At 68.0% G+C, this 25,029-nt stretch carries 21 protein-coding genes and 1 pseudogene; 9 read left to right on the top strand and 13 right to left on the bottom strand.

Features of this window, described 5'->3' with window-relative positions; all coding sequences use genetic code 11:
- Window positions 1-62 precede the first annotated feature (62 nt).
- Window positions 63-1,220, bottom strand: a complete 1,158-nt coding sequence (locus tag NMI01S_RS25265) for a BTAD domain-containing putative transcriptional regulator (protein WP_439956299.1) — start codon at window positions 1,218-1,220, stop codon at window positions 63-65.
- A 167-nt stretch (window positions 1,221-1,387) separates the two neighbouring features.
- Entirely contained in the window at window positions 1,388-2,425 is a 1,038-nt protein-coding gene (gene fbaA / locus NMI01S_RS25270; protein ID WP_063001206.1) for a class II fructose-bisphosphate aldolase, read from the bottom strand.
- 309 nt (window positions 2,426-2,734) lie between these two features.
- On the opposite strand from fbaA, the gene NMI01S_RS25275 reads away from it, so the two are divergent.
- Together NMI01S_RS25275 and NMI01S_RS25280 are read left to right on the top strand one after the other, a co-directional pair.
- Window positions 2,735-3,388, top strand: a complete 654-nt coding sequence (locus NMI01S_RS25275; RefSeq protein WP_063001299.1) for a DedA family protein — start codon at window positions 2,735-2,737, stop codon at window positions 3,386-3,388.
- Window positions 3,385-4,056: pseudogene (locus tag NMI01S_RS25280) on the top strand (DedA family protein); the annotation flags it as partial. The gene NMI01S_RS25275 and the pseudogene NMI01S_RS25280, both read left to right, overlap by 4 nt.
- 220 nt (window positions 4,057-4,276) lie before the next feature.
- Here NMI01S_RS25280 and NMI01S_RS25285 read toward each other — a convergent pair.
- Window positions 4,277-5,473 (bottom strand): glycoside hydrolase family 76 protein, encoded by a 1,197-nt coding sequence (locus NMI01S_RS25285; RefSeq protein WP_084513248.1) that lies wholly within the window; start codon window positions 5,471-5,473, stop codon window positions 4,277-4,279.
- A gap of 100 nt (window positions 5,474-5,573) precedes the next feature.
- Window positions 5,574-6,563: a helix-turn-helix transcriptional regulator gene (locus tag NMI01S_RS25290; protein ID WP_063001207.1), complete on the bottom strand. Its 990-nt coding sequence runs from the start codon at window positions 6,561-6,563 to the stop codon at window positions 5,574-5,576.
- A gap of 60 nt (window positions 6,564-6,623) precedes the next feature.
- Between NMI01S_RS25290 and NMI01S_RS25295 the strand changes: the two genes are divergently transcribed.
- Window positions 6,624-8,852, top strand: a complete 2,229-nt coding sequence (locus NMI01S_RS25295; protein ID WP_063001208.1) for an ATP-binding cassette domain-containing protein — start codon at window positions 6,624-6,626, stop codon at window positions 8,850-8,852.
- Here the strand turns inward: NMI01S_RS25295 and NMI01S_RS25300 are convergent, their stop codons facing one another.
- Entirely contained in the window at window positions 8,853-9,548 is a 696-nt protein-coding gene (locus tag NMI01S_RS25300; protein WP_245717015.1) for a TrmH family RNA methyltransferase, read from the bottom strand.
- A 116-nt stretch (window positions 9,549-9,664) separates the two neighbouring features.
- On the opposite strand from NMI01S_RS25300, the gene NMI01S_RS25305 reads away from it, so the two are divergent.
- The 4 genes from NMI01S_RS25305 to NMI01S_RS25320 all read left to right on the top strand — a co-directional run bounded on the left by NMI01S_RS25305 (window position 9,665) and on the right by NMI01S_RS25320 (window position 12,820).
- Window positions 9,665-11,068: a sensor histidine kinase gene (locus NMI01S_RS25305; protein ID WP_245717016.1), complete on the top strand. Its 1,404-nt coding sequence runs from the start codon at window positions 9,665-9,667 to the stop codon at window positions 11,066-11,068.
- Window positions 11,065-11,748: a response regulator transcription factor gene (locus tag NMI01S_RS25310; protein WP_174554570.1), complete on the top strand. Its 684-nt coding sequence runs from the start codon at window positions 11,065-11,067 to the stop codon at window positions 11,746-11,748. Before NMI01S_RS25305 ends, NMI01S_RS25310 begins: the two co-directional genes overlap by 4 nt.
- Before the next feature lie 98 nt (window positions 11,749-11,846).
- The gene (locus NMI01S_RS25315) at window positions 11,847-12,203 is read left to right on the top strand and encodes a Uma2 family endonuclease (protein ID WP_218021114.1); all 357 of its coding nucleotides are present in this window, start codon (window positions 11,847-11,849) and stop codon (window positions 12,201-12,203) included.
- A 170-nt stretch (window positions 12,204-12,373) separates the two neighbouring features.
- Window positions 12,374-12,820, top strand: coding sequence for a hypothetical protein (locus tag NMI01S_RS25320; protein ID WP_063001302.1), 447 nt, complete (start codon window positions 12,374-12,376; stop codon window positions 12,818-12,820).
- A gap of 32 nt (window positions 12,821-12,852) precedes the next feature.
- On the opposite strand, the gene NMI01S_RS25325 is transcribed toward NMI01S_RS25320, so the two are convergent.
- The 7 genes from NMI01S_RS25325 to clpB all read right to left on the bottom strand — a co-directional run bounded on the left by NMI01S_RS25325 (window position 12,853) and on the right by clpB (window position 21,276).
- A complete protein-coding gene (locus tag NMI01S_RS25325) occupies window positions 12,853-13,557 on the bottom strand; it encodes a lysoplasmalogenase family protein (RefSeq protein ID WP_063001211.1) in 705 nt (234 codons plus the stop codon).
- 59 nt (window positions 13,558-13,616) lie between these two features.
- Window positions 13,617-14,675: a beta-ketoacyl-ACP synthase III gene (locus NMI01S_RS25330; RefSeq protein WP_063001212.1), complete on the bottom strand. Its 1,059-nt coding sequence runs from the start codon at window positions 14,673-14,675 to the stop codon at window positions 13,617-13,619.
- 69 nt (window positions 14,676-14,744) lie between these two features.
- On the bottom strand, window positions 14,745-15,290 hold the full coding sequence (gene pyrE / locus NMI01S_RS25335; protein WP_063001213.1) for an orotate phosphoribosyltransferase: 546 nt from the start codon (window positions 15,288-15,290) through the stop codon (window positions 14,745-14,747).
- Window positions 15,291-15,296: 6 nt separating this feature from the next.
- On the bottom strand, window positions 15,297-16,118 hold the full coding sequence (locus NMI01S_RS25340) for an SDR family NAD(P)-dependent oxidoreductase (RefSeq protein ID WP_063001214.1): 822 nt from the start codon (window positions 16,116-16,118) through the stop codon (window positions 15,297-15,299).
- Between the two features lie 69 nt (window positions 16,119-16,187).
- Window positions 16,188-17,519, bottom strand: a complete 1,332-nt coding sequence (locus NMI01S_RS25345; RefSeq protein WP_063001215.1) for a TtfA family protein — start codon at window positions 17,517-17,519, stop codon at window positions 16,188-16,190.
- A 163-nt stretch (window positions 17,520-17,682) separates the two neighbouring features.
- Window positions 17,683-18,567 carry a DUF5666 domain-containing protein gene (locus tag NMI01S_RS25350; protein ID WP_063001216.1) on the bottom strand — a complete coding sequence of 295 codons (885 nt, stop codon included), beginning with the start codon at window positions 18,565-18,567 and terminating at the stop codon, window positions 17,683-17,685.
- 141 nt (window positions 18,568-18,708) lie between these two features.
- Window positions 18,709-21,276: an ATP-dependent chaperone ClpB gene (gene clpB / locus NMI01S_RS25355; RefSeq protein WP_063001303.1), complete on the bottom strand. Its 2,568-nt coding sequence runs from the start codon at window positions 21,274-21,276 to the stop codon at window positions 18,709-18,711.
- Between the two features lie 277 nt (window positions 21,277-21,553).
- On the opposite strand from clpB, the gene NMI01S_RS25360 reads away from it, so the two are divergent.
- The gene (locus NMI01S_RS25360; RefSeq protein ID WP_063001217.1) at window positions 21,554-22,711 is read left to right on the top strand and encodes an FAD-binding oxidoreductase; all 1,158 of its coding nucleotides are present in this window, start codon (window positions 21,554-21,556) and stop codon (window positions 22,709-22,711) included.
- Window positions 22,712-22,836: 125 nt separating this feature from the next.
- Window positions 22,837-23,622 carry an FAD-binding oxidoreductase gene (locus NMI01S_RS25365; protein WP_084513249.1) on the top strand — a complete coding sequence of 262 codons (786 nt, stop codon included), beginning with the start codon at window positions 22,837-22,839 and terminating at the stop codon, window positions 23,620-23,622.
- Window positions 23,623-23,651: 29 nt separating this feature from the next.
- Here NMI01S_RS25365 and NMI01S_RS25370 read toward each other — a convergent pair whose 3' ends face one another.
- Complete coding sequence (locus NMI01S_RS25370) at window positions 23,652-24,821, bottom strand: globin domain-containing protein (RefSeq protein ID WP_063001218.1); 1,170 nt, start codon at window positions 24,819-24,821, stop codon at window positions 23,652-23,654.
- Between the last annotated feature and the right edge of the window lie 208 nt (window positions 24,822-25,029).

Genomic DNA, 25,029 nt, shown 5'->3' on the forward strand with positions numbered 1-25,029 from the left:
CCTACCCGGGCGATGCCCCGCCACGGCGGTAATCGCGCACCGGCGGGTGTGTTCGATGTGGCCTATTCGGTTTCGGCCTCGAAACTCAGCACCGTCGAACCGATCCGGATGAGTTCCCCGCCGAACAGCATGGTGCCGCCGTCGACGACCTCGTCGTCGACGTAGATGCCGTTGGCAGAGGCCAGATCCTTGATCAGCATCCCGGCCCGGCTGGGCAGGACGTGCGCGTGATAGCGGCTGACCTTCGGATCATCGAGGATCAGATCGTTGTCGGTCATGCGGCCGATCTTCAAGCCGCCCTTGGCGATCGGCACCACCCGGCCGTCCGCCAGCCGCAGCCGTCCGGCGCGGGCGCTGCGCGGAGTTTCGGTGACGGTTTCGGTCATCGCCTTGGCCATCCGCTCGACCTGGGCGATGGCCATCGTGTTGAGCGGTTCCTGCCGCAGCACGCGCTTCTCCAGTTCGGCCAGCGCCGGGCCAGGGTCGATGCCGAGTTCGTCGGCGAGTACCGCACGCACCCGGCGGCAGGCCTCCAGCGCGTCTGCCTGGCGGCCTGACAGGTACAGCGCGGTGATGAGCTGGACCCACAGCGGTTCCCGCATCGGGTGCTCGTTCGTCATCGCCACCAGTTCGCCGACCACCGACGAGGCTCGGCCACAAGCTATTTCGGCATCGATGCGGGCGGAGGCGACGAGCAGGCGCTCCTCGTCCATCGCGGTGGCGAAGGTGTCGGCGAAGCGGGTACCCGACAGATCGTCGAGGGCTTTGCCGCTCCACTGTTCCAGTGCCGCACCGTACAACCGCGACGCGCCCTCGTGGTCGCCCGCCGCGGCGGCCTCGATCGCGGCCCTGTGAGCGGCCTCGAATCGGCCCAGATCGCACTCGTCGTCGGTGATTTCGAGCCGATAGCCGGAGGATTCGGTGCGCAGCACCGCGGCCGAGTCGACTCCCGAATTGCGCAGCGCCTTACGAATATTGGAGACGAACACCTGCAGGCTCGCCTGATAGGAGTCCGGCGGTTCCTCGTTCCAGACGATATCGGCCAGCGCCTGCGACGAGACCGCACGCCGCCGGTTGACCGCCAGGGCGGCCAGCAGCGCCCGCGGTTTGGGTCCGCCCACCGCAACGGCGGCGCCGCCGACCGAGAGTTGTACGGGACCGAGTACGCGGACGTCGAGCCCGATGGGCGGAACAGGTTGGGGGCCGGTCGGATCGCTCACCGGTCTCGTTCCTCGCGTCGACCGGATACCCGGCACAGTGCCCATCTGCTCACGGAGATGATCATCCCGTGCCGCTCCGAATGGGACAACCCGTCACCACGGCGGCCGCGAATGCCGAGGGTGCGCCGCCCACCGGGCGACGCACCCTCGTTCCGCTTCCGGAACTACTACTTCGCGCTGACCGACTTACCGGCCGAACGCAGGTCGTTGCAGGCTTCGATGACCCGCTCGGCCATCGAGGTCTCGGCCTTCTTCAGGTAGCTGCGCGGGTCGTAGGTCTTCTTGTTGCCGACCTCACCGTCGATCTTCAGCACACCGTCGTAGTTGGTGAACATGTGCGCGGCGATCGGACGGGTGAAGGCGTACTGGGTGTCGGTGTCGACGTTCATCTTCACCACGCCGTACTTCAGCGAGTCGTCGATTTCGGACTTCAGCGAACCCGAGCCGCCGTGGAAGACGAAGTCGAACGGCTTGGCGCCGTCGCCCAGGCCGAGCTTGGCCGCGGCCACACGCTGCCCCTCGGCCAGCACCTCGGGCTTGAGCACCACGTTGCCCGGCTTGTAGACGCCGTGCACATTGCCGAAGGTGGCGGCGAGCAGGTACTTGCCGTTCTCACCGGCGCCCAGGGCGTCGATGGTCTTGGCGAAGTCCTCGGACGAGGTGTAGAGCTTCTCGTTGATCTCGGCCTCGACGCCGTCCTCTTCGCCGCCGACCACGCCGATCTCGACCTCGAGAATGATGTTCGCCGCGGCCGACTGCTTCAGCAGTTCCTTGGCGATCTCGAGGTTCTCGTCGATCGGGATGGCCGAGCCGTCCCACATGTGGGACTGGAACAGCGGGTTCTGCCCGGCCTTGACCCGCTCCTGCGAGATGGCCAGCAGCGGACGGACGAATCCGTCCAGCTTGTCCTTGGGGCAGTGATCGGTGTGCAGCGCGATCGTCACGTCGTACTTGGCTGCCACCACATGAGCGAACTCCGCCAGCGCGACCGCACCGGTGACCATGTCCTTCACACCCTGGCCGGAACCGAATTCGGCGCCGCCGGTGGAGAACTGGATGATGCCGTCACTGCCGGCCTCGGCGAACCCGCGGATGGCCGCGTTGATGGTCTCCGAGGAGGTGCAGTTGATCGCGGGGAAGGCGAAGGAGTTCTCTTTGGCCCGACCGAGCATCTCGGCGTAGACCTCCGGAGTCGCGATGGGCACTGAGTGACCTCCGTATGTGTGCTGCGAACAACAATCCTGTCAGCCCATACCCTAAGTTCATGGACCGTTGTCGCGAAAGGCGGGCCGGGATCGGGATCGCTTGCGGCGGACTTGCCGGGCCGGGCGCGCACCCGTGTCGACCGCCGGGAGCGGTCCGAAACTCGGTTGACCGAAATTCGCCAACGCCTGAGAGGTTCCCGTGAGGTTCGGTGAGATCGCACCGTGACCGGTACTGTGGGGCCCGTGACCACGCTGGCCATCACGAACACCCTCGCCGACGGATTCTCCGTCCACAAGCTGCTCGACCCCATGTATCTGCTGACCGATACCTGGATGTCGAATGCGGTGCTGCCGGCCATCCTGGTCATCGTCTTCATCGAGACAGGGCTGCTGTTCCCGATCCTGCCGGGCGATTCGCTGCTGTTCACCGGTGGCCTGCTCGCGGCGCTCGAACATCCGCCCGTGTCGATCTGGGTGCTCGTGCCGGCGGTGGCGGTGACCGCGATCGCCGGCGATCAGTGCGCCTACTGGATCGGCCGGGCCATCGGGCCGGCGCTGTTCCACAGGGAGGACGGGCGCTTCTTCAAACAGCGCTACATCACCGAGACGCACGCCTTCTTCGAGAAGTACGGTCCGAAGACGATCATCCTGGCGCGATTCGTGCCGATCGTGCGGACCTTCATGCCGGTGCTCGCGGGCGTGTCGAAAATGGATTACCGCAAATTCCTCACCTTCGACATCATCGGTGGCATTCTGTGGGCCGGCGGCATCACGGTCCTCGGGTACTTCCTGGGGAACGTCGGGTTCATTCGCGATCACGTCGAGGCCATCTTCCTGCTGATCGTGTTCGTCTCGATCCTGCCCGCCATCATCTCCGTGGCGAAGAAGCTGCGTAACCACGAGCCGGTGCTCGAGATCGAGGAGCCCACGATGTCCGTACCGACGAACGAACCCACGCACTGACACCATTGCCTGCTACGCCGTTACCCCTTGCACTGGGCGGATTCGATCCGCTGCAGTCCGCCGGGCCGGCACTCGTCTGGACCGTCGTCCTGGTCTTCGTCTTCCTCGAGTGCGCGGTGATCATCGGCCTGTTCCTGCCCGGCGATTCGATGCTGCTGACCGCCGGCATCATCTTCGCCTCCCACGAGACGGGGCATACGCAGGTATGGGCGTTGGTGGTGGCGACCATGCTGGCGGCCATCGCCGGTAATCAGGTGGGGTATGTGATCGGCACCCGCACCGGTCATCGCCTGATAGCCCGCAAGAACGGCAAATACGTCAACGCCGAGAATCTGGCCCGGGTATCGGATCTGCTGCATCGGCACGGGTTCGCGGCAGTGCTCATCGCGCGCTGGATTCCGTGGGTGCGCACGCTGTGCCCGCTGGTCGCCGGGGCCGCCGGAATGGACCATCGCCGCTACACCGTCGCCAGTTCGATCGGCGCGGTGATCTGGGCGCCGATTCTGCTGCTGCTCGGCTACTACACCGGCGGATACCTGAACAAGGTGTCCTGGCTGATGCCGACCGTGAGCGGCTCGCTGGTCGTGGTGCTGATCATCGGCACGGTCATCGGGCTGCGGCAGTATCGGGCGGAGATGTCGCGGCCGGCCGAGGACTTCGACGTGGACCTCGAGGACCACGACGGCCAGACCTTCGACTCCCAGGGCTTCGACCGGCAGGCTTTCGATTCGGATGCCCTGGACACGCTGCCGCTCGAGATTCGGGCCGCCGACTATCCGGACACCGTGCCGCTGCGCACCGTCCGCCCCGAGCGCGCGGCCACCGCGGCGCCCGCGCGCATCGTGTGGACCGATCCGCGGCACTGACCGGCCCGGCCGACGAGCGTCGTCAGAGTCCGGCGGCCGTCACCGCCTGCGCGGCCTCCATCAACATCCAGCCCGACAGCTGCACCGACAGATCTCGTTCCGGTGCCCGCGACGGGGTGACCGAACCACCCGAGGTCGGCCGTCCGGCGCCGGCGGTGCCGGACGGCAGCCGTGCCGGTTCGTTCCAGTCGTGGCCGAACAGCGGATCGCCCTCGACCTCGAGCCGGCGGTCCCAGGCCGCGCGGGCCGACGCCTTCACGATCGCGGCCGCCGAGCGGCGGGCCGATCGTTGCGGCATCTCGTCACCGGGCAGCATGATCGCCACCAGCGCGAGATACCGGGCCAGAATCCCGTTGAACAGACCGCCGTCGCCCCCGCCCCCGCCGGTGACGACATTCCGTTCCGTCATGTGGTCCTCGACCGCGCGGAGCAGCCGCTGCACTCGCTCCAGGTGACGAGCGTCTCCGGTCCGGACGGCCAGTTCGGTTTCCAGGCCGAGGACCACGCCCTGGCAGTAGCTGAACGTCGGCCGTTCGATCCGGCCCGAGGGCAGGTGGATTCCGTCGAGGATCAATCCCGTTTCCGGATCGCGCAGCGTGGCATCGATCCAGTCGGCGATCTGCGCGGCGCGCTCGTGATGCCCGAGGCGCGCCAGGGCGATGGCGGCCGGGCCGTTGGCGGGTGCGTTGAAATAGTCGGCGCCCTTACGCCACGGCACCGCACCGATCTCCGGCTGCCACCCCGCCATGAGCTGCTGCTCCAGCGCGATCAGCGCCCCGCGCACCTCGGTGAGGCCCCGCGTGCGTTCGGCGCGCTCCACAGCGAGTGCGAGCCACGCCATATCGTCGTAATAGTTGTTGGTCCAGCCGGTGAGGTTGCGCAGCCGGAGCGCACGCGCGACGGCGGCGATACGGGCGGTGCGGACCGGAGTGGCCTCTCGGTCGGCGGCATCGACCGCGCAGTCGATCAGATGAGCCTGCCACCAGTAGTTCCAGCTGAGAAACAGCCGCTCCCCCCTGGTGGCGGGCCAGCCGACCACGCCCAGTTCGGCGCCCGGCAGCAGCCACAGCCGCCGCAGATGCCGGGACACGATCGCCGATTCGGCCGCATCGGCCCGCTGTGCCCAGATCTCGGCGCCCGGCTCGGCAGCGGAATCGACTCGTGCGCGCCCCCGCCGCAGATGCGGACGCGGTTGCACGTCGTCGCTCCGCGAGTTCATGGGTACATCGTGCCAGTCCGAACCCCGATTTCGCGCCCGATTTGTTACGCGATCGACTCGTGTCCGCGACGTGCCGAGCCGGCCCGGGCGCCGCCGCGCGTCAGCCCGGTTCCGCGGCATCGGCCGCGCGATCCAAACGTGCTGCGAGAGCGCGGGATCGGTCGCGGAACGCGCGCGGCTCCTCGATCACGAAATCGGTGTCGAGGAAGGCGAGATTGAGCACCAGCCATTCGAACGAATCCACCCACGTGGTGACCCGGCAGCGCTGCGGCCCGCGCGACTCGATATCGCAGTCCTGGAATTTCAGGATGTCGGCGACCGCCGCGGCGGGAGCGGCGACGGTGACGACCGCGCGATGCCGGCCGGCGGTGAGCTCGCGCCGCAGATAGCCCGCGGCCGACTCGGCCGGTAGCGGTCGCGGCTCGAAAGATGTTCCGGTGGCGGCGATATCGGCGATCCGATCCAGGCGGAAGGTGCGCCAATCCCCGCGGTCTCGGTCGAAGGCCAGCAGGTACCAGCGCAGATGCTGATACACCTGCCGATACGGTTCGACCCGGCGCCGGGTGACGACGCCGGTGCGCGTGCGGTAGTCGAAGACGAGCTGTTCGTGGTCGGCGGCGGCCTTGGCCACGAGCGCCAGCACCGTCGCATCAACCGCGGGCGCCGCCACCGCTGCCGTCTCCACCGTCGCTCGCACCGCGTTCGCCCGGCCCCGCAAGCGCTTCGGCAGCAACTGGTCGATCTTGCCGAAGGCGCGCAGGGCGGCGGTGCCGATATCCGACTGGCGCTGAGGTTCCGACTGGCGCTGGGGTTCCGACGTCGCCGCGAGCATGCCGAGGGCGACGACCGTGGCGATCGCCTCGTCGTCGTCGAAGACCAGCGGCGGGAGGATGCGGCCGGCGGTGAGCTGGTAGAAGCCGCCCGGGCCGGGCTGGGTGGTGACCGGATAGCCGTATTCGCGCAGCCGCTCGACATCGCGGCGGACCGTGCGCGGGCTGGTCTCCAGGCGGGCGGCCAGTTCGGCGCCGGTGTAACGGCGGCCGGTCTGCAGATAGGCGAGCAGATCGAGCAGGCGGCGAGTGGCGCTCATGTCTCCATCCTCCGCGAATTGCGGTCATAAGTTGTCCACATCTGTCCCTAGCGTCGGGATATGACTTCGATCCGCATTCGCGCAGCGCGCACCAACAACCTGAGAAGTGTGGATATCGACGTGCCGCGGGGCCGGCTGGTGGTGTTCGCCGGGGTATCCGGTTCGGGCAAATCGTCGCTGGTGTTCGACACCGTCGCGGCCGAGGCGGGGTACCAGGTGAACGAGACCTATCCGCCGTTCGTGCGCAATCGGCTGCCGCGGTGGACGCGCCCCGAGGTGGACCTGATCGACGGGCTCTCACCGGTGGTGGTGATCGATCAGAAGCGGCTCGGCGGCAACGCGCGTTCGACGGTCGGCACCATCACCGACGCGTACACCTATCTGCGCCTGTTGTTCTCGCGGATCGGGGAGCCGTACGTGGGGGAATCCAATCACTTCTCGTTCAACGATCCGGCCGGAATGTGCCCGGCCTGTTCCGGTCTCGGCGAAACCCTCGTTCCCGATATGGAGCAGGTACTCGATCCGGATCTCTCGCTGGAACAGGGTGCGATCCGGTTGCCCGGCTTCGCCGCCGGCCAGTACTGGTACCGCCGCTACGCCGAACTCGATGCCTTCGACCCGACGGTGCCGCTGCGCGACTGGACGCCCGCCGAACGCGAAGCACTACTGCACGGCGGGCCGGCCGCCACCGCCCTGCGGCCGCGCCCGCCGAAGGACTACGAAGGGGTGCTGGAACTGTTCGAGCGGGTGTACCTGCACACCTCCGACAACCTGTCCGAGCGTAAACAGGCCGTGCTGCAACGGTTCACCCACTCCGGGCCGTGTCCGGAATGCGACGGGCAACGGTTGAATCCGGCGGCCCGCTCGGCGCGGGTACTCGACCGCACCATCGTCGAGATGAGCCGGATGGAGATCGGTGAGCTCGCCGAGCTGATCATCGGGGTGCGCGCCCCCGAGACCGTGTCGGTGGTGTCCGCGCTGCACGAACGGCTCAGGGCCCTCACCCACATCGGACTCGGCTATCTGTCGCTCTCGCGTCCGACGACGACGCTGTCCGGCGGAGAATCGCAGCGCATCAAGACCGTTCGCCATCTCGGCAGCAGCCTCACCGAAATGCTGTACGTCTTCGACGAACCCACCGTCGGACTGCATCCGCACGATGTGCGGCCGATGACCGAATTGCTGAAATCGTTGCGGGACAAGGGCAACAGCGTCCTGGTGGTCGAACACGATCCGGATGTGATGCGAGTGGCCGACCATATCGTCGAGGTCGGCCCGGGAGCCGGGGCGGACGGCGGGCGAATCGTGTTCACCGGCGACTTCGATCGGTTGGCGGCCGCGGACACGCCTACCGGGCGGGCGTTGCGGATCCGCCGAACCGGCCGCACACCGCGGGTGCCGACCGGAAAACTGCGCATCGACAACGCGACTCGCAACAATCTGCGCGACATCTCGGTCGACATCGCAACCGGTGTGCTGACCGTCCTCACCGGCGTCGCGGGGTCGGGTAAGTCGAGTCTGGCCGCGGAACTGGTGCGGCAACATCCGGCGACCGTGGTCGACCAGCGTCCGGTCGGCACCAATCGGAGGTCAACGCCACTCACCTACGCCGGCATCGCGGGCGCGGTACGCACCCTGTTCGCGAAACGGAACGGGGTGAGCGCCGCGCTGTTCAGCGCGAACTCCGAGGGCGGTTGCCCGGTGTGCGAGGGCGCCGGCGCGATCTACACCGATCTGGCGTTCATGGACGGTCAGGAAACAGTGTGCTCGGCGTGCCAGGGTCGCCGGTTCACCAATCGGGTGCTCGGTTACACCGTCGACGGCCTGACCATCGCCGATATCGATGATCTGACCGTCGCGGAGGCCATCCGGAGACTGCCCGCCGTCGCGCGCGGCCTGCGGCATCTCGACGAGGTCGGACTCGGTTATCTGCGGCTCGGGCAGTCGCTGACCACGCTGTCCGGCGGGGAATGCCAGCGGCTGAAGATCGCCAGGGAACTCGCGCGCGCTGACCAGCACACCCTCTACGTCCTCGACGAGCCGACGACCGGGCTGCATCTGCGCGATATCGATACGCTGATCCAGCTGTTCGACCATCTGATCGACCGGGGCAACACGGTGGTCGTCATCGAGCACAACCTCGACGTCGTCCGTGCGGCCGACCGGGTGATCGACCTCGGACCGGGGCCGGGCCGGCACGGCGGCCGGATCGTCTTCGAGGGAACCCCGGACGATCTGCTGCGCTGCCGCGAATCCGCGACCGCCGCGGCACTGCGTGATTCGCGATGATCACCAGGAACGGTCGAGGTCGGCGTGCTGGGTTATCCACGCGTGCATGGCGATTCCGGCGGCGACACCCGCGTTGATGCTGCGGGTCGACCCGAACTGCGCGATCGACACCGTCATGACCGCGGCCCGTTTGGCGGCCTCGGTGACGCCCGGTCCCTCCTGACCGAACAGGAGCAGGCAATCACGCGGCAGCGCAGCGGTTTCCAACGGCACCGATCCGGGCACGTTGTCGACGGCCACCACGGTGAGATGCTCGCGTTCGGCAAACTCCAGCAGTTCGGCGATATCGCTGTGATGCACGATGTGCTGGTACCGGTCGGTCACCATCGCGCCGCGGCGATTCCAGCGGCGGCGCCCGACGATGTGGACCGCCGCGGCGGCGAAGGCGTTCGCGGTGCGCACCACCGTGCCGATATTGGCGTCGTGCCCGAAATTCTCGATCGCGATGTGGAACGGATGGCGGCGGGTGTCGATATCGGCGACGATCGCCTCCCGCGACCAGTACCGGTAGGCGTCGACGACGTTGCGGCGGTCGCCGTGCGCGAGCAGTTCCGGATCGAGGCGCGGATCGCCGGGCGGCTCGGTGCCGAATTCGTCGCGCCACGGGCCGACGCCGTGCGGATGTTCACCCCACTCGGTCGGGCCCGGCACGTCGCCGTCCGGTGGCTCGGGCAGCGGCTGGAGCGGGTGATTCACGCCGGTCATCGTAGCCGCGCCCGGTACCGTCGGATCCGATGGTGGTGCTGCCCACACCGTCGATCCGCCGGTCTGCTCCCTCGTCCCGCGGATGGTTCCCGACCAGCATGGAAGCTATGACCGAGACACTCGCCGAACCGACGCTCGTCCTCGACCGTCCGGACTCGCGCCCGACCGCCGGGTCGGTGCCGCGGGCGATCCTGCGCGCCCCGTTCGAGGCACGGACCTGGAAAGAGCTGGCCTACCTGGTCGTCGCCGCGATCCTGGGCTGCCTGGTGCTGGCCTATCTGTTCGCCGGCTACGGCGTGGGGCTCTACAGTTCGATCCTGATCATCGGCGCTCCGCTGCTGGCGGGGGTCCTGCTGGGCGGCCGGATCTGGGGACGGATCTACCGCGCGGTGGGTGCGGCGCTGCTGACCGCCGATCTGCCGGCGCCGCCGGACTTCACCGCCCGGCCCGGACTGGTGGGCTGGTTCCGTAGCGTCTTCACCGATCGCACCGCGTGGCGGGCGCTGGTCTTCCTGGTCGCCGAGGCGATTCTCGGCGTGTTCGTCGGATACGTGGTGCTGACCGTGATCGCGGTGACGGTCTTCACGGCGATCTCCCCGATCCCGTGGGCGGTCTTTCACCCCGTGAATGTGGATCCGCAAGGGCACGAACATCATTCGCTCGCGCAATTCGGCGACTACTACATCGACACCTGGCCGCGGGTGCTCGGACTGGCGGCGGTGGGGATCATCGGCTGCTTCCTGCTGCCGTGGCTCGTGCGCGCGGTGTGCTGGGCGCATCGTGGCCTGATGCTGACGCTGCTGACACCGACCGCCCGCGATCGGCGGATGGTCGAACTGCAGGAGAGCCGGCGCGTCGCGGTCGAGGATTCCGCGGCGACGCTGCGCCGGCTGGAACGCGACCTGCACGACGGCACCCAGGCGCGGCTGGTGAGTATCGCGATGACGCTGGGGCGGGCCGAGGAACGGCTCGCCGCGGGCGCCGATCCGGCCCCGCTCATCGCCGACGCCCGCGCGAGCTCGAAGGACGCCATCGCCGAGCTGCGGGAACTGGTGCGCGGCATCCATCCCCCGGCGCTCGAACTAGGCCTGGAACCGGCGCTGGAGACGCTGACCGCGCGGTGTGCGATACCGGTCGAACTGCGTGTCCATCTGCCGCAGCGACCCAGTCCGGCGATCGAGGCGATCGCGTACTTCTCGGTCGCGGAACTACTCACCAACGTGGTGAAACATTCGGGGGCGAGCGCGGCGTGGGTGTCGGTCGCGCCGTCGGGTGCGGCCACGATGATGGTGAGTGTGCGCGACAACGGTCACGGTGGGGTGCGACAGCCCGGTCCGGTCGCCCGGGAATCCGAGGCCGACGCCGATGCGCAGACCGAGCGGCTGGTCGGCGGCGGCCTGTCCGGCCTCGCCGCGCGGGCGCGGGCCGTCGATGGCAATCTGAGCGTCGACAGCCCGGTCGGCGGGCCCACGAACATCACCGTCACCCTGCCGATCGCGGGGCCGCAATGAACGCGCCCGAGGCCGCGACCGGTCGGAACGCCGAGGCGCTGCGCATCGTGATCGCCGAGGACAGCGCGATCCTGCGGGACGGTCTGGCCGGGCTGCTCACCGATCGCGGGCACGAGATCGTGGCCATGGTCGGCGATGCGATCCGGTTGAGCGAGATCGTGGCCGAGACCCGCCCCGACGTCGCCGTGGTCGATGTGCGGATGCCGCCCTCGTTCACCGACGAAGGTCTGCTCGCCGCCATCGAACTGCGCCGGAAATTCCCCGGCACCGGAGTCCTCGTATTCTCGCAATGGGTCGAAACCCGATATGCCACCGAACTTCTCGCCGGCGGCGCGGGCGGTGTCGGTTACCTCCTCAAGGACCGGGTGGCCGATGTCCGCGAATTCGTCGACGCCCTGCAGCGCGTCGCCACCGGCGGCACCGCCCTCGACCCCGAGGTGGTGAGCCAGCTGTTCGGCGCTGCCCGGCAACAGGATTCGCTCGCCCGCCTCACCCCCCGTGAACGCGAAGTCCTGGAACTGATGGCCCAGGGCCTCACCAACGCCTCCATCGCCACCACCCTCACCGTGACCGAACGCGCGGTGGAAAAACACATCGGCAACATCTTCCTGAAGTTGGATCTGCCTCCGTCGGACACCCACCACCGCCGGGTCATGGCCGTGCTGCGCCTGCGGGGATAGCGTGCGGCCGCGGCTCGCCGCTGGACTGCCCGGAGCTGTCGGTCACTGGTGGAACCCTGAGTGGACCAGGGCATACGAGAGGAGGTGAGCACGTGGTTATGCATTGGCCCGATCGTCTACTGACGATGGCGGACTGGGAGGCGCTGCCGGAGGACAACAGCCGTAGCTACGAGCTCGTGGAGGGGGTACTCATCGTTGTCCCCGACGCTGGAATCGAGGCCAACCCGCGCTGGAATGCGAACGAGGTCTTGCTGGCGGTAGAGATTCTCTCCCCGGGGTCGCGGCGCACCGACCGGGTCACCGAGTTCGCCGAATACGCCGAGGCCGGGATCGAACACTATTGGCTCCTCGACCTCGACGCTCCGACAACACTTACCGGTTATCGGCGGATCGACTTGTCCGGCACTCCCGTCACAATCGATCTGACCGCGCTGATCGGATCACGGTCCGAATAGCCGGGCGCGACGGCGAAGGGTCCGCCTGCGGGCGGCGAAGTCGGGCGATCGGCGGGTGACCCGCGTCTCGGCCGGTTGGCCGAAACGTGTCTGTCCGTTATGCGCTATCCGGGCCGGGTGGGGTCGGTGGGGCCTATTCTTGAGGTATCCGCGGGGTGGTGGAGGCGGTTATGGACCACGTACGCATTCTTCGGACCGTGCTCGGGGTGACGGTCGGGTATGTGATTGTGCTCGGGCTGTGGCTGGGATGGGTGCACCAGCACACGCCGCCGGGGACCGAGCCGTACCAGATCATGGCGTTGGTGGGGGCGTTCGGATCGTGTGTGGGAATCGGGATGATGCTGGCACAGCGGCCGACGCGGTCGGACCGGCGGTTGTTGCGGCACGGACTGGAGGGGTGGGCGACCATCGAGCGGGTGCATCCGCTGCAGTTCACCGATCACCATACGGAACTGACCGAACTCGATCTGGAGCTGACGGTTCCCGGGTCGGAAACCTATCGGGGCACGGTCGTTTTCGACGTCGCCCCGATCGACCGGCCGAGAATGCATGTGGGCGAGACGATTTCGATCCGGGTGGACCCGGCCGACCGCGATCGGATCATGCTCTGTCTGTGAGCCGCCCACCCCGCGGGCAATGACGATGCGGCTCAGTCGAAGTCGGATGGCGCGGTCAGCAGATACTGGGCACCGGCATAGGTCGCCAGGATGACGGCTTCGCTGGCGCGGCGGGAGCGGGACGTGCGCGCGAACAGGCGACGCAGCACGATCAGGCCGTCGGAGAGTGTGAACAGCAGGGCGCCCAGGGCCAGGCGGCTGCGCGGGTCGCTTCCCGGAACCGCCGTTCCGCCAACGACTTTCGCACCGGGAGCCAGGGCCGGATCGGAGGCGAGAGTCGCCGCCGTCCCCAGCGTCGCACCGTAGGCGGTCAGCGGCGCGGCAATGCGAGGCGCACGCGCCCGCAACAGCATGGCGGCGCCCAGCCACGCGAAGACCCGGGGCACCGCGATCACCGGCTGCGGCCGCGCACCGCGCCGCCACCAGAGCGCCGCATATCCGCACTGCATGACCGCGAAGGCGGAAGCGCCCGCGACCAGCCGGCGGTCGTCGTCAGGATCTATCAGAAGTACGTCGCCGACGGTGGCCGCCGCCAGAGATCCGAGCAGCAGCGCCCGGTCGGAGTCCGCACCGGCGCTCGTCCCGCGCGAGGCGCGCCCCGCGTGCACCGCATCGGCGGCCAACAGGGGCATGAGCAGCGGTTTCGTCGCCCACTGCCACCGATCCCGCCCGGTGGCGGCACACAGAACGGTAATCACCGCGGCACCTGCGTATGCCGCGCGGAAAGGTCGCGCCATTCGGAGTCCATCCTTCTCACTCGTCCGCGACGACCGGGACCGGGTCGCGACCGGCCTGCTCAGAAGCTGGGTTCGATCGGCTTGGGCGGGAGGGTGACCACCTGCCCGGCGTAACTGAGCCCGGCGCCGAAGCCCAGCAGCAGAGCCAGCTGCCCACCCTTGGCCTTACCTGTCACCAGCATCTCCTCCATGGCGAGGGGGATGGACGCGGCGGAGGTGTTGCCGGTGTTCTCGATGTCGTTGGCCATCGGGATGTCGTCGGCGAGGCCCAGGTTCTTCTTCATCAGCTCGTTGATGCGGGCATTGGCCTGATGCGGCACGAAGACCTCGATATCCTCCTTGGCCACGCCCGACACCTCCAGCGCGGTCGACAGGGCGCGGGGCAGAGTGACCGCGGCCCAACGGAACACCCGCGGCCCCTCCATCCGCAGCGCCATCCGGCCCACCGGCTCCACCTCGGGGTCGGTGCCCTGCAGTCGCTCGGCCCTGTCCATGTAGTCGAAGAAGTTGACGTCCTGGGAGATCGCCTCGGCGCTCTCCCCGTCGCTGCCCCACACCGTCGGGGAGATGCCGTTGACATCGTTGGGGCCGACCACGACGGCGCCGGCACCGTCGCCGAAGATCATGGCGGTGCCGCGGTCGGTCGGGTCGAGGCCGACCGTCATCGTTTCCGCGCCGATGACCAGCACGTATTCGGCGGAACCGGCCCGGATCAGGTCGGCAGCCACACCGAGGGCGTAACCGAAGCCGCCGCAGCCGGAGGTGAGGTCGAAGGCCGGGATGCCGTTCATCCCCAGATCGAAGGCCACCGAGGGTGCGCCGTGCGGGGTGAGCTTGAGCCAGCTGGAGGTGGCGAGGATCAGCGCGCTGATCTTGGTGCGGTCGATACCGCTGTTGGTGATCGCCCGCTCACCGGCGGCCGCCGACATGGAGCGCAGGGTCTCGTCACCGCTGATCCAGCGACGATTGCGAATGCCGGTCCGCTCGAAGATCCACTCCGGAGTGGAGTCGAGAACCTCGCAGACGTCGGCGTTGCTGACGATACGTTTCGGCCGGTATGCCCCGATGCCGAGCATCGCAACGTTCTTGCGACCCTCGTTCACTGCAATGCTCACCACAGGAGACTCACTCGACCCTTCACGCTGTCGTACATAAGACCAGCGTCCAGGCTAACCCAGGCCCGAATGTCACCCCAGAGCCAGATCCTTCAGGCCCAGAATGGAGCGGTACTCCAGTCCCTCCGCGGCAATCACCTGGTCGGCGCCGGTCTCGCGATCGACCACGGTGGCGACGCCGACCACGGTCGCACCGGCCTCACGCAGCGCCCGCACCGCGGTCAGCGGCGAATTGCCGGTGGTCGTGGTGTCCTCGACGACCAGCACCCGCTTGCCCGAAATGTCCGGCCCCTCGATCTGCCGCTGCATGCCGTGCGTCTTGGCGGCCTTGCGCACCACGAACGCGTTCAGCGGGCGGCCGGGGGCGTGCAGCATCGCCAGCGCCACCGGATCCGCGCCCATGGTGAGCCCGCCGACGGCGTCGAATTCCCAGTCCGACACCAACTCTCGCAGCAGGGTGCCGATCAGCGGCGCCGCCTGATGATGCAGGGTCGCCCGGCGCAGATCGACGTAGTAGTCGGCCTCCTTACCGGAGGACAGGGTCACCCGGCCGTACACGACGGCGAGCTCCCGGACCAGCTCGGCCAATCTGTCGCGGTCGGTGGTGGATTCGATCATGTGGGTTTATGTCCTTCCCCGTGCGTTGAACATGCCTCGGTTGAGCCGGGTCACCAGATTCCGCGGGATCAGCCCGGCGACGGTGGTGAGCGCCTTGTACTGCACCCCGGGCACGCTGATCACCCGATTCTTCTCCAGATCCTGCAGCGAACCGGACACCACCTGATCGACGTCGAGCCACAGAGGTTTCGGTAGCGACGACATCTCGATTCCGGCGCGCTCGTGAAATTCCGTGTGCACGAATCCCGGGCACAGCGCCTGCACCCGGACCCCGGTCCCGGCCAGTCCGCCGGCCAGGCCCTCGGTCAAGGATATGACGTAGGCCTTGGAGGCCGAATAGGTCGAGCCGCGGCCCGGTACCAGCCCGGCCACACTGGCGACATTGACCACCGAACCCTTGGCGGCGGCGATCATCGGCGGCAGTGCGGCACGTGTCAATTGCAGCACCGCGGTGACATTGACATCCAGTTGGGCCTGCAATTCCCGCGGTTCCACGGTCCAGAACTCACCCGAGATACCGAAGCCGGCATTGTTGACCAGGAAGTCCACGCCGGCACCGAGGCGGGCGGCGACGGTATCGCGGTCCTCGGACCGGGCCAGATCCGCGGCCAGGACCTCGCTGCGGGTATCGAAGCGGTGCTGCAATTCCGTGGCGAGGGCGGTCAGGCGTTGCTCGTCGCGCGCCACCAGCACCAGGTCGTAGCCGAGGGAGGCCAGCCGGGTGGCGTAGCCCTGGCCGATCCCGGAGGTCGGTCCGGTCACCAGGGCGACCGGACGGGTGGCGCCGGGGAGGCGGGCGGCCCCCGAATCTGCGGGGCTATCGGTCATGGGTCGTCAACCACCTAGTGTCGGGCGGATAATCCCGGCGCCCGGACACCGGTTCGCGAACCGGACCGGTCACCGCGGTGCGGGGCCCTGATAGGGACGGAACCCCGGATGAAACGGACCGCCCGGACGCTGCGGCAGCTCGTCCTCGGCGGGCGGTTCATCGAAATCCTCTGCGGCCGAATCGGATTCCTCGCCCTCGAGGAATTCCTCGGCGGGCGGCCAGTTGCGCCGGACCCGGTTACGGGGATCCGGCACCACCGCGAGCGCCGGGCGACGCGGCGGCTGCTGCTCGGCCTCGCCCGCGAGATCGCCGACCGGCGGGGCGATCACGCCGCCTTCGCGGTCCACCGCATCGGATGCCGGACGTTCGCCGGAGTCACGTGTGTCGCCGGGCCGGGGACCGGCCGGTGCGTCGGTGCCGCCGCGCCGGATGTCCGCGCGGTCGATGCCGTCCACGTCGTCGTGCGCGAATCGGCCCTGGCCGCCGCGTGCTTCGCCGTCCCGGGGCCGGTGTGCGCGCTCGTCACGGAAATCCTGCTCGTCACCGAACCGGTCGTCTCGACCGTGCTCGTCCTCGAACCGGTCCTCGAATTCGTCGTCGAAGCGCTCGAATCGGTCGCCGCGGCGCTCGTCGTAGTCGTCGAAGTCGTCGCCGCGGGCCGGGGCTATCGCCTCGTCGCGGTAGCGGTCGCGGTAAGCCCGATCGGCTTCGCCCGGTTCGTCGGCGGCGTTCGGACGCGGACGCCCGGGATCGTGCTCATCGGATTCCAGGCGGCCGCGGTCGCCGCCGGCGACCGGCGGCAGCACATGCAGCAGACCCGAGAGCCGCAGCACGGAGTCGATCGCGGCCTCCCAATCCTTGGCCACGGTGCCGACCGGCAACATACCCAGCGTCCAGTTGCCCTCACTCCACAACTGCTGCACGGTCGTCGGCAGCGTTTCGATGAAGTGGACCATCCGCTGGTCGACGGCGTGGCGAGCGACGTCCGGATTGGTCGCGAAGACCACGCGGTCGCCGATCGCGCCGAGCAGTTCCAGGTCGGCGTCCTTGGGCGGGGAGGCGGTTTTGAGGCGCAGGTCGATATCGATGTCCGAGCCGATCTGGCGGCGCACGGCGACCAGCGTCGCGGCATCCTCCAGATCGAACAGAACGAACTTCTCGCCCTTGCGATTACCGGAAACCACATCGATCGCGGACAGATACCCCAGTTTGGCCATCGCGCCCCGCCGCCATGTCGATGCCAGCGAAGGTTCGACCGAAACGTAGGTGTATCCCTGGGATTTGGCCCAGACCTGCCGTACGTGTCCGGTCCGCTGCCGCTGCACGCGATCGAAATACAGCAATACGATCGCACCCACCAGTGCGATCGCCGCGAGGCCGAACCAGATTGCTGCTGTCATCGCACCCGAGTCTAGTGGGTACGACCTCGATTGCTCGCGCCCGTTCGTCCCGCGGTTCGCGCCCGCCGTCCGACGTCACACCCCCGAGCGGGTGCGGCGCGGACGCCGCACCCGGAGCGTCGCACTCACCCCGCGGCTGCGGTCGTCGACTCCGCCGCCGCGATTACCTCGGCAGCTGAGTGCTGATGATGATCTTCGCCTTGATCGAGCCGTCCGGATTCTTGTCGCCCTGCACGACCACCATGTCGCCCTGTTTCAGATCGGACACCTTCCCCGTGCCCATCGAGATGACCTGGGTGTCCGCATCCGTGTGCACGGTGACCGAGTTGCCGAGCAGCGACTGCAACATGATGGTCGTGCCGTCGTTGCTGTTCACGGTCCCCATGGTCGCGCCGAGGCCGTCGATATCGCCGAGGCCCGGGAGCTGCGGGAGGCTGGGTTGGGCGCCGCCGGACGGGTTGGGCGGCACCACGGGGACACGCGTCGGCGCGGGCCGGCCGGTGGCGGCCGCATCGGAGGACGAGGAGTCGTTGCCGGCGAGCAGCAGTCCGGCGGCGATCCCGCCCAGGACCACCAAGACGAAGACGGCCGCGGTCAGCGCGATCCACAGGCCGGTGCGGTTGCGGCGCGGCGGTTCGACGGGCAGCCCGGTCGGTCCGACCGCTCCCTGCGGGGCGGTGGTGCCGGGAGCGCCGGAACCGTAAGGGGGGTATTCACCGGGTTCGCTGTACCCGGATTCGTACGCGCCCCATCGACCGTCGTAGGGCGGAAGTTCGCGGGTCGCGTTGGGCCCGGGTGACTGTTCGAAATACCGGCCCTGATATTCCGGGTGGGACGGGAATTCGTAGGGCGCGGTGTGTTCGTAGGGCCCGGGATGTCCGTAGGGACGAGTGCTCTCGTACGGCTCGGGGCTCTGACCGTACGCTTCCGAGTATTCCGTCGTGTGTGACGCGCCGTCGTCCGGATGCCGGCCCGATGCGCCGAGCTTCTCGGTCGGCTTATCGGGTGAATCCGGACGCTGCGCCCACGGGTCGCTCGGATTCGTCATGCCAACCAGGGTAGGTGCAGATCGGCGTTGCTTCAGCGAAGTGCGCGGACAGGTGGATCGGGGCGGGCGGAATCGGGCGCATACGCGGGGGCGCGGTGTGCGATTCACTCACACACCGCGCCCCGGGATCGAGCCCGGTCGTCACCGTCCGACGATCAGCCCGTCGCCGTCGGGTGCGACGTTGACCTTCACCAGATCGCCGTCGGTGACCTCACCGGCCAGCAGTTCCTTGGCCAGCGAATCGCCGATGGCCTGCTGGATCAGCCGGCGCAGCGGCCGGGCGCCGTAGACCGGGTCGTAGCCGCGCACGGCCAGCCAGAACCGCGCCGAATCGCTCACGTCCAGCTTCAGCCGCCGTTGCGAGAGCCGCTTCTGCAGTTGCCCCAGCTGGATGTCGACGATGTTCTCGAGTTGTTCCTCGTCGAGCGCGGAGAACATCACCACATCGTCGAGGCGGTTGAGGAATTCCGGCTTGAACGCCGAGCGCACGGCGTTCATCACGAACTCCTTGTCGCCACCGGCACCCAGGTTGGAGGTGAGGATGAGGATGGTGTTGCGGAAGTCCACCGTGCGGCCCTGCCCGTCGGTGAGCCGCCCCTCGTCCAGGACCTGCAGCAGGATGTCGAAGACGTCGGGGTGCGCCTTCTCGATCTCGTCGAACAGCACCACCGTGTACGGCCGTCGCCGGACCGCCTCGGTGAGCTGGCCGCCCTGGTCGTAGCCGACGTATCCGGGCGGGGCGCCGACGAGGCGAGCCACCGAGTGCTTCTCGGAGTACTCGCTCATATCGATGCGGGTCATCGCCCGTTCGTCGTCGAACAGGAAGTCGGCCAGCGCCTTGGCCAGCTCGGTCTTACCGACACCGGTCGGTCCGACGAACATGAACGAACCCGTCGGCCGGTTCGGGTCGGCGACCCCGGCCCGGGCCCGGCGCACCGCGTCGGAGACGGCGGCAACGGCCTCGGCCTGTCCGACCACGCGATGTCCGAGTTCCTCCTCCATCCGCAGCAGCTTCTGGGTTTCGCCCTCGAGCATGCGCCCGACCGGGATGCCGGTCCACGAGGAGACCACTTCGGCGATGTCGTCCGGGCCGACCTCCTCTTTGAGCATCACCTCGTCCTCGAGGCTGCCGGTGCCTGCCTTGCCGGCGTTCTTCTCGGCTTCGGCGAGTTGCTTCTCGAGTTGCGGGATGCGGCCGTAGCGCAGTTCGGCGGCCTTGCCGAGATCGCCGTCGCGTTCGGCGCGCTCGGATTCCCCGCGCAGCGCCTCCAGCTGCTCCTTGATCGTGCGGACCGAGTCGATGGCCTGCTTCTCGTTCTGCCAGCGCGCCATCAGCTGGTTCAGCTTCTCGCGGTCGTCGGCCAGTTCCTGGCGCAACTTGTCGAGTCGCTGCTTGGACGCCTCGTCGGTTTCCTTGGCGAGGGCGACCTCCTCGATCTCGAGGCGGCGCACCGCCCGTTCGACCTCGTCGATCTCGACGGGCCGCGAGTCGATCTCCATGCGCAGCCGCGAGGCCGACTCGTCGACCAGGTCGATGGCCTTGTCGGGCAGGAACCGCGAGGTGATGTAGCGATCGCTGAGCGTCGCGGCGGCCACCAGCGCGGAGTCGGTGATCCGCACACCGTGGTGCACCTCGTAGCGTTCCTTGAGCCCGCGCAGGATGCCGATGGTGTCCTCCACCGACGGCTCGCCGACCAGCACCTGCTGGAACCGCCGCTCCAGGGCGGCGTCCTTCTCGATGTGCTGACGGTATTCGTCGAGCGTGGTCGCGCCGACCAGGCGCAGTTCACCGCGCGCCAGCATGGGCTTGATCATGTTGCCGGCGTCCATGGCCGATTCGCCGGTCGCGCCGGCGCCGACGATGGTGTGCAGTTCGTCGATGAACGTAATGATCTGTCCGGCACTGGATTTGATCTCCTCCAGCACCGCCTTGAGCCGTTCTTCGAACTCACCGCGATACTTCGCGCCGGCCACCATCGCGCCGAGGTCGAGAGAGACCAGCGTCTTCCCGCGCAGCGACTCCGGGACGTCGCCGGCGATGATGCGCTGGGCCAGCCCCTCGACGATGGCGGTCTTACCGACACCGGGTTCGCCGATGAGCACCGGGTTGTTCTTGGTGCGCCGGCTGAGCACCTGCACCACGCGCCGGATCTCGGTGTCGCGGCCGATGACCGGATCGAGTTTGCCCTCGCGGGCCGCGGCGGTGAGATCGGTGGAGTACTTCTCCAGCGCCTGGTAGGTCCCCTCGGGGTCCGCACTGGTCACGCGGGTATTGCCGCGTACCGCGGTGAACGCCTCGCGCAGCGCGTCGGCGGTGGCGCCGTACTTCAGCAGCAGCTGCGAGACGTCGGAATCACCCTCGGCCAGCCCCACCACGACGTGCTCGGTGGAGACGTACTCGTCACCGAGTTCGGTGGCGAGGCGCTGACCGGCGGTGATCGCGGCGAGTGCTTCCCGGCCGAGCTGCGGCTGGGTGGTCGCGCCGGTCGCGCGGGGCAGCCGGTCGACGATGTCCTGCGCCTCGCGCCGCACCGTTGCCGGGTCGACCGCGACAGCCTTGAGCAGGGGGGCGGCGATGCCGTCGGTTTGATCCAGCAGCGCCACCAGCAAGTGAGCCGGGCGAATCTCCGGATTTCCGGCGGCCGAAGCCGCCTGCAGGGCCGCCGTCAGGGCAGCCTGAGTCTTGGTGGTGGGGTTGAACGAGTCCACGATCACCTTCCTACGGTCGTCTCGCGTGGTTGTCGGTCAGGTCCGCGCGGGCCGCACGGACTCTTCTGGACAGTTCAACGCGGTAGGAGTTGAGTCTGTTCCGCTCAAGTTTGACATATTCTCCGAACCTGTGGCCAATCGTTTCACCCTCGGCGGATCTGGGTAAAGTGATCCGCTCATCACCGTACGACCACGGTTTTTTCGGGGATACTGGTCCACGGAGGCCGACGACACGGCAGTGGTCGTCGGACACATTGAAGGAAAGGAAGCTCGCGTCGTGGATGCGCGTTCGGCAGCGCTGGTCCGCGCCAACTTCCGATCGATCGTCGAGGCGCCGCAAGGGCCCGAACGACTGATCGGCGCGTTTTACAGGCATCTGTTCGCGGAGGCTCCCGGCCTGCGCGAGTTGTTCCCGCACACGATGGATATGCAGCCCAAGCGGGTGTGTACCGCCATCCAGTTCGTGCTGGATCATCTGGAGAACTGGGACCGCGCCCAGCGGTTCCTGGAACAGTTGGCTCTCGACCACCGCAAATACGGTGTCGAGGCGGCACATTACGATGCCGCCGGACGCGCGTTACTCGCTGCCTTCGTCACCTACAACGGCCCGCTCTGGACGCATGATCTGGAGGACGGCTGGCGCGATATCGCGATCCTCATCTCGGCCTCGATGGCCATCGGCGCCAATTCCGATACCTCACAACCGTATTGGGAGGCCACGGTGGTCGGGCATCGGCGGGTGCTCGACGATCTGGCGATCGTGCGGCTGCAATCCGAGGAGCCGATCCCCTATCAGGCCGGCCAGTACGTACCGGTGTCGATCCCCCAGCGGCCGAAGATGTGGCGGTATCTGTCCCCGGCGATTCCCACGAACCCGTACGGCGAGATCGAATTCCACGTCCGCAAGATCCGCACCGGGTGGGTCAGTCCCGCGATCGTCGCCGAAACCGAGGTCGGCGACACCTGGTTGATCGCCGGACCGCTGGGCGGCCTGCACATCGACACCGGATCACAGCGCGATGTGCTGATGATCGGCTCCGGGACCGGAATCGCGCCGCTGCGTGCCCAATTGATCGAGATGGGCCGGCGCGGCGTCAACCCGCGCGTGCACTTCTTCATCGGCGGCCGCTATCCGTGCGATCTCTACGACGTGGAGAACATGTGGCAGCTGTCGCTGAGCAATCCGTGGCTGACAGTGGTGCCGGTCTGCGAGAGCGATACGAATCCGTGGTGGCATCCGCATCCGCCCGCCGATCCGCCCTACGGCATGCATCGGCGGCTGATCGGGAATTTGGGCGCGGTCGTGGCCAGCTTCGGTTCGTGGTCGGATCGGCAGATCCAGATCGCCGGATCGGCGCGGATGATCGCCGACACCAAGCGGGCGCTGCTGGCGGTCGGCACCCCCGAACACATCATCAGCGCCGATCCCGTATGAGCGGCAATCGGTAGGCAACCGGGCGTCCGCGGCGTACCTTGGTGGGCGGGCCGGAACGCACGGGACCGGGCCCGGCACAAGACTTTTCGGACGCGGCAGATATCCCGCGGATCACAGGAGGAACGGTGACGTTGGGTCCGGATGAGACCGGCGAGATTCGGCTGGACGCGCCGACGGAATGGTCGTCGACCGTCGTCGGACATCATCGGCTGCGCCACGATCTCGCGGTGGTCCGGTTGATCGGCGAATTCGTCCCGTTCGAACCGGGCCAGTCGGTGGAGGTCCAGATTCCGCAGCATCCGGGTATGCGACGCCGGCTGTCACCCGCACTGCCGCCCTCCCTGGACGGCAAACTGGAATTCCACGTCCGCACCGTCCCGGGCGGATGGTGCAGCGGATCGATCGTCACCGAGACGGCCCCCGGCGACGAGTGGCGGATCAGTGCCCCGGCGGGGTGGCTGAGCGTCGACCCCGGCACCACCGACCTCGTGATGATCGCCGGCGGAACGGGTTTGGCGCCGATGCGCTCACTGCTGCTGGATCTGTCCCGTCGCCCGCAGCCGCCGCGCACCCACCTGTTCATCGGTGGACGCAGCCCGCGCGACCTCTACGCCTCCGACATGCTCTACCTGCTCGCCGGCGATATGCCCTGGCTGACGGTGATCCCGGTGGTCGAGAGGGCCGAGGATCCGAACTGGGTCGACCAGTGGTACGAGAGCTGCCGCGTGGATGTCGGATTCGATGTCGACGAAATGCTCGAGGGCACGCTGGCCGATGTGGTGGGCGATATGGGCCCGCTGCTGCACCATCAGGTCCTGGTGTGCGGCTCGCCCGGAATGACCCAGGCCACGCTGGAAGTGCTGGTCAATACGGGCACGCCGGCGGAGGCGATTCGCTTCGACGGGCTCTGATCCGCCCCGGGACCCGCTTCGGCGGACGTCTAGAACAGCGGATCGTGGCGGATGTTCTCGGTGGGCGTGCCCGCCGCCATCAACCGGAATTTGGTGGTCTGCACCGTACTCGGTGATCCGACGATCTGGACATCGCAGTCCGACCAGTCGCCGCCGCGGGCCACGACGGCTCCGATCTGTCCCGTTTCGCGCGGCGCTATGCCCGGAAGATCGGGTTCGACACGCTCGGGATGGTAGTACCACCAGGGGTTGTCGTCGCTTTCGGTGACCGGAACGACGGTGAGCCATCTGTTCGCGACGGCCAGTTCGCTCAGCGTCGGCAGATCGTAGAGATCACACGGATGGTGTCCGGCGACGAACAGGTGGACCTTCGGATTGGATCTCCGTTGCGACATCGCCAGCAATTGTGCGCGCAGCGGCGCGATTCCGGTGCCGCAGCCGACCATCAGCATCTTGCGGCGCGTGTTGCGCGGAACCCCGAGCCCGCCCAGCGGCGCCCCGAGCAGCCACTGGTCGCCGATCGCGGTGTGGCCGGCCATCGCCGGACTCACCCAGCCGCCGCTGACGCTGCGAATATGGAATTCGATCTCGCCCTCGGGGTTCGCCGGAATCGCCGGGGACAGGTATCGCCACATCCGCGGGCGGGCCGGGATCTGCACGCTCACATACTGTCCTGCCGCATAGGACATGGGCTGGTCGAGTCGCAGCCGGACGACGACCAGATTGCACAGCACCTCGCGATGTTCGACGACGGTTCCGGTCCAGACCGGCGGTGTCGTCTCCAGTTCGGCGGCGCCGATCATCGTCTCGGCGATCAGCCCGAGGCCGGCGTCCCAGGCCTGCTCCACCTCGTCGGTCCACAATTCGGTTCCGGCGTGGGCTCGCAAGGCGCACTTGAGCGAATTGCCCACGGCGGCATAATGTTCGGCGACCACACCGTATTTCCGATGGTCGCGACCGAGCTGGGCCAGGAAGGGCAGCAGTTGCTCGGGCTCCTCCAGCCGGTCCACGGCATAGCCGATGGCCTTGACCAGCCGGTCGCGCTGCACCTCCAGAGCGGCGGGGAAGAAATCCCGGAGCTGTGGATATTCGGTGAACAGCAGAGCGTAGAAGGAGCGGGCGAGCTGTTCGGGGCCGCCGTCCTCCGCGGCCACCGCCTTGAACGTCGTTCTGATCAACGCGACGGTCCGCGAATCCATTTGTCCACAACCCCATTTCGCACGTCGAACACGGGCCGGTCCGGTGAGCGCGGTGCCGCCGGACACGCGGCGCAGCCGATGGAGACCGAGTGTAGGCGAGGTTTGCCGGGCGCGGGACGCACTGATGGAACAACAGGGAGGTAATTCGGCCGAACCAAGGTCCGCGGGCGTGTAGGCCCCTGGAAACCGACCCAAAGACCGTGACACG

Origin of the sequence: Nocardia mikamii NBRC 108933 (assembly GCF_001613505.1) — a bacterium.
GTDB classification, from domain to species: Bacteria; Actinomycetota; Actinomycetes; order Mycobacteriales; family Mycobacteriaceae; genus Nocardia; species Nocardia mikamii.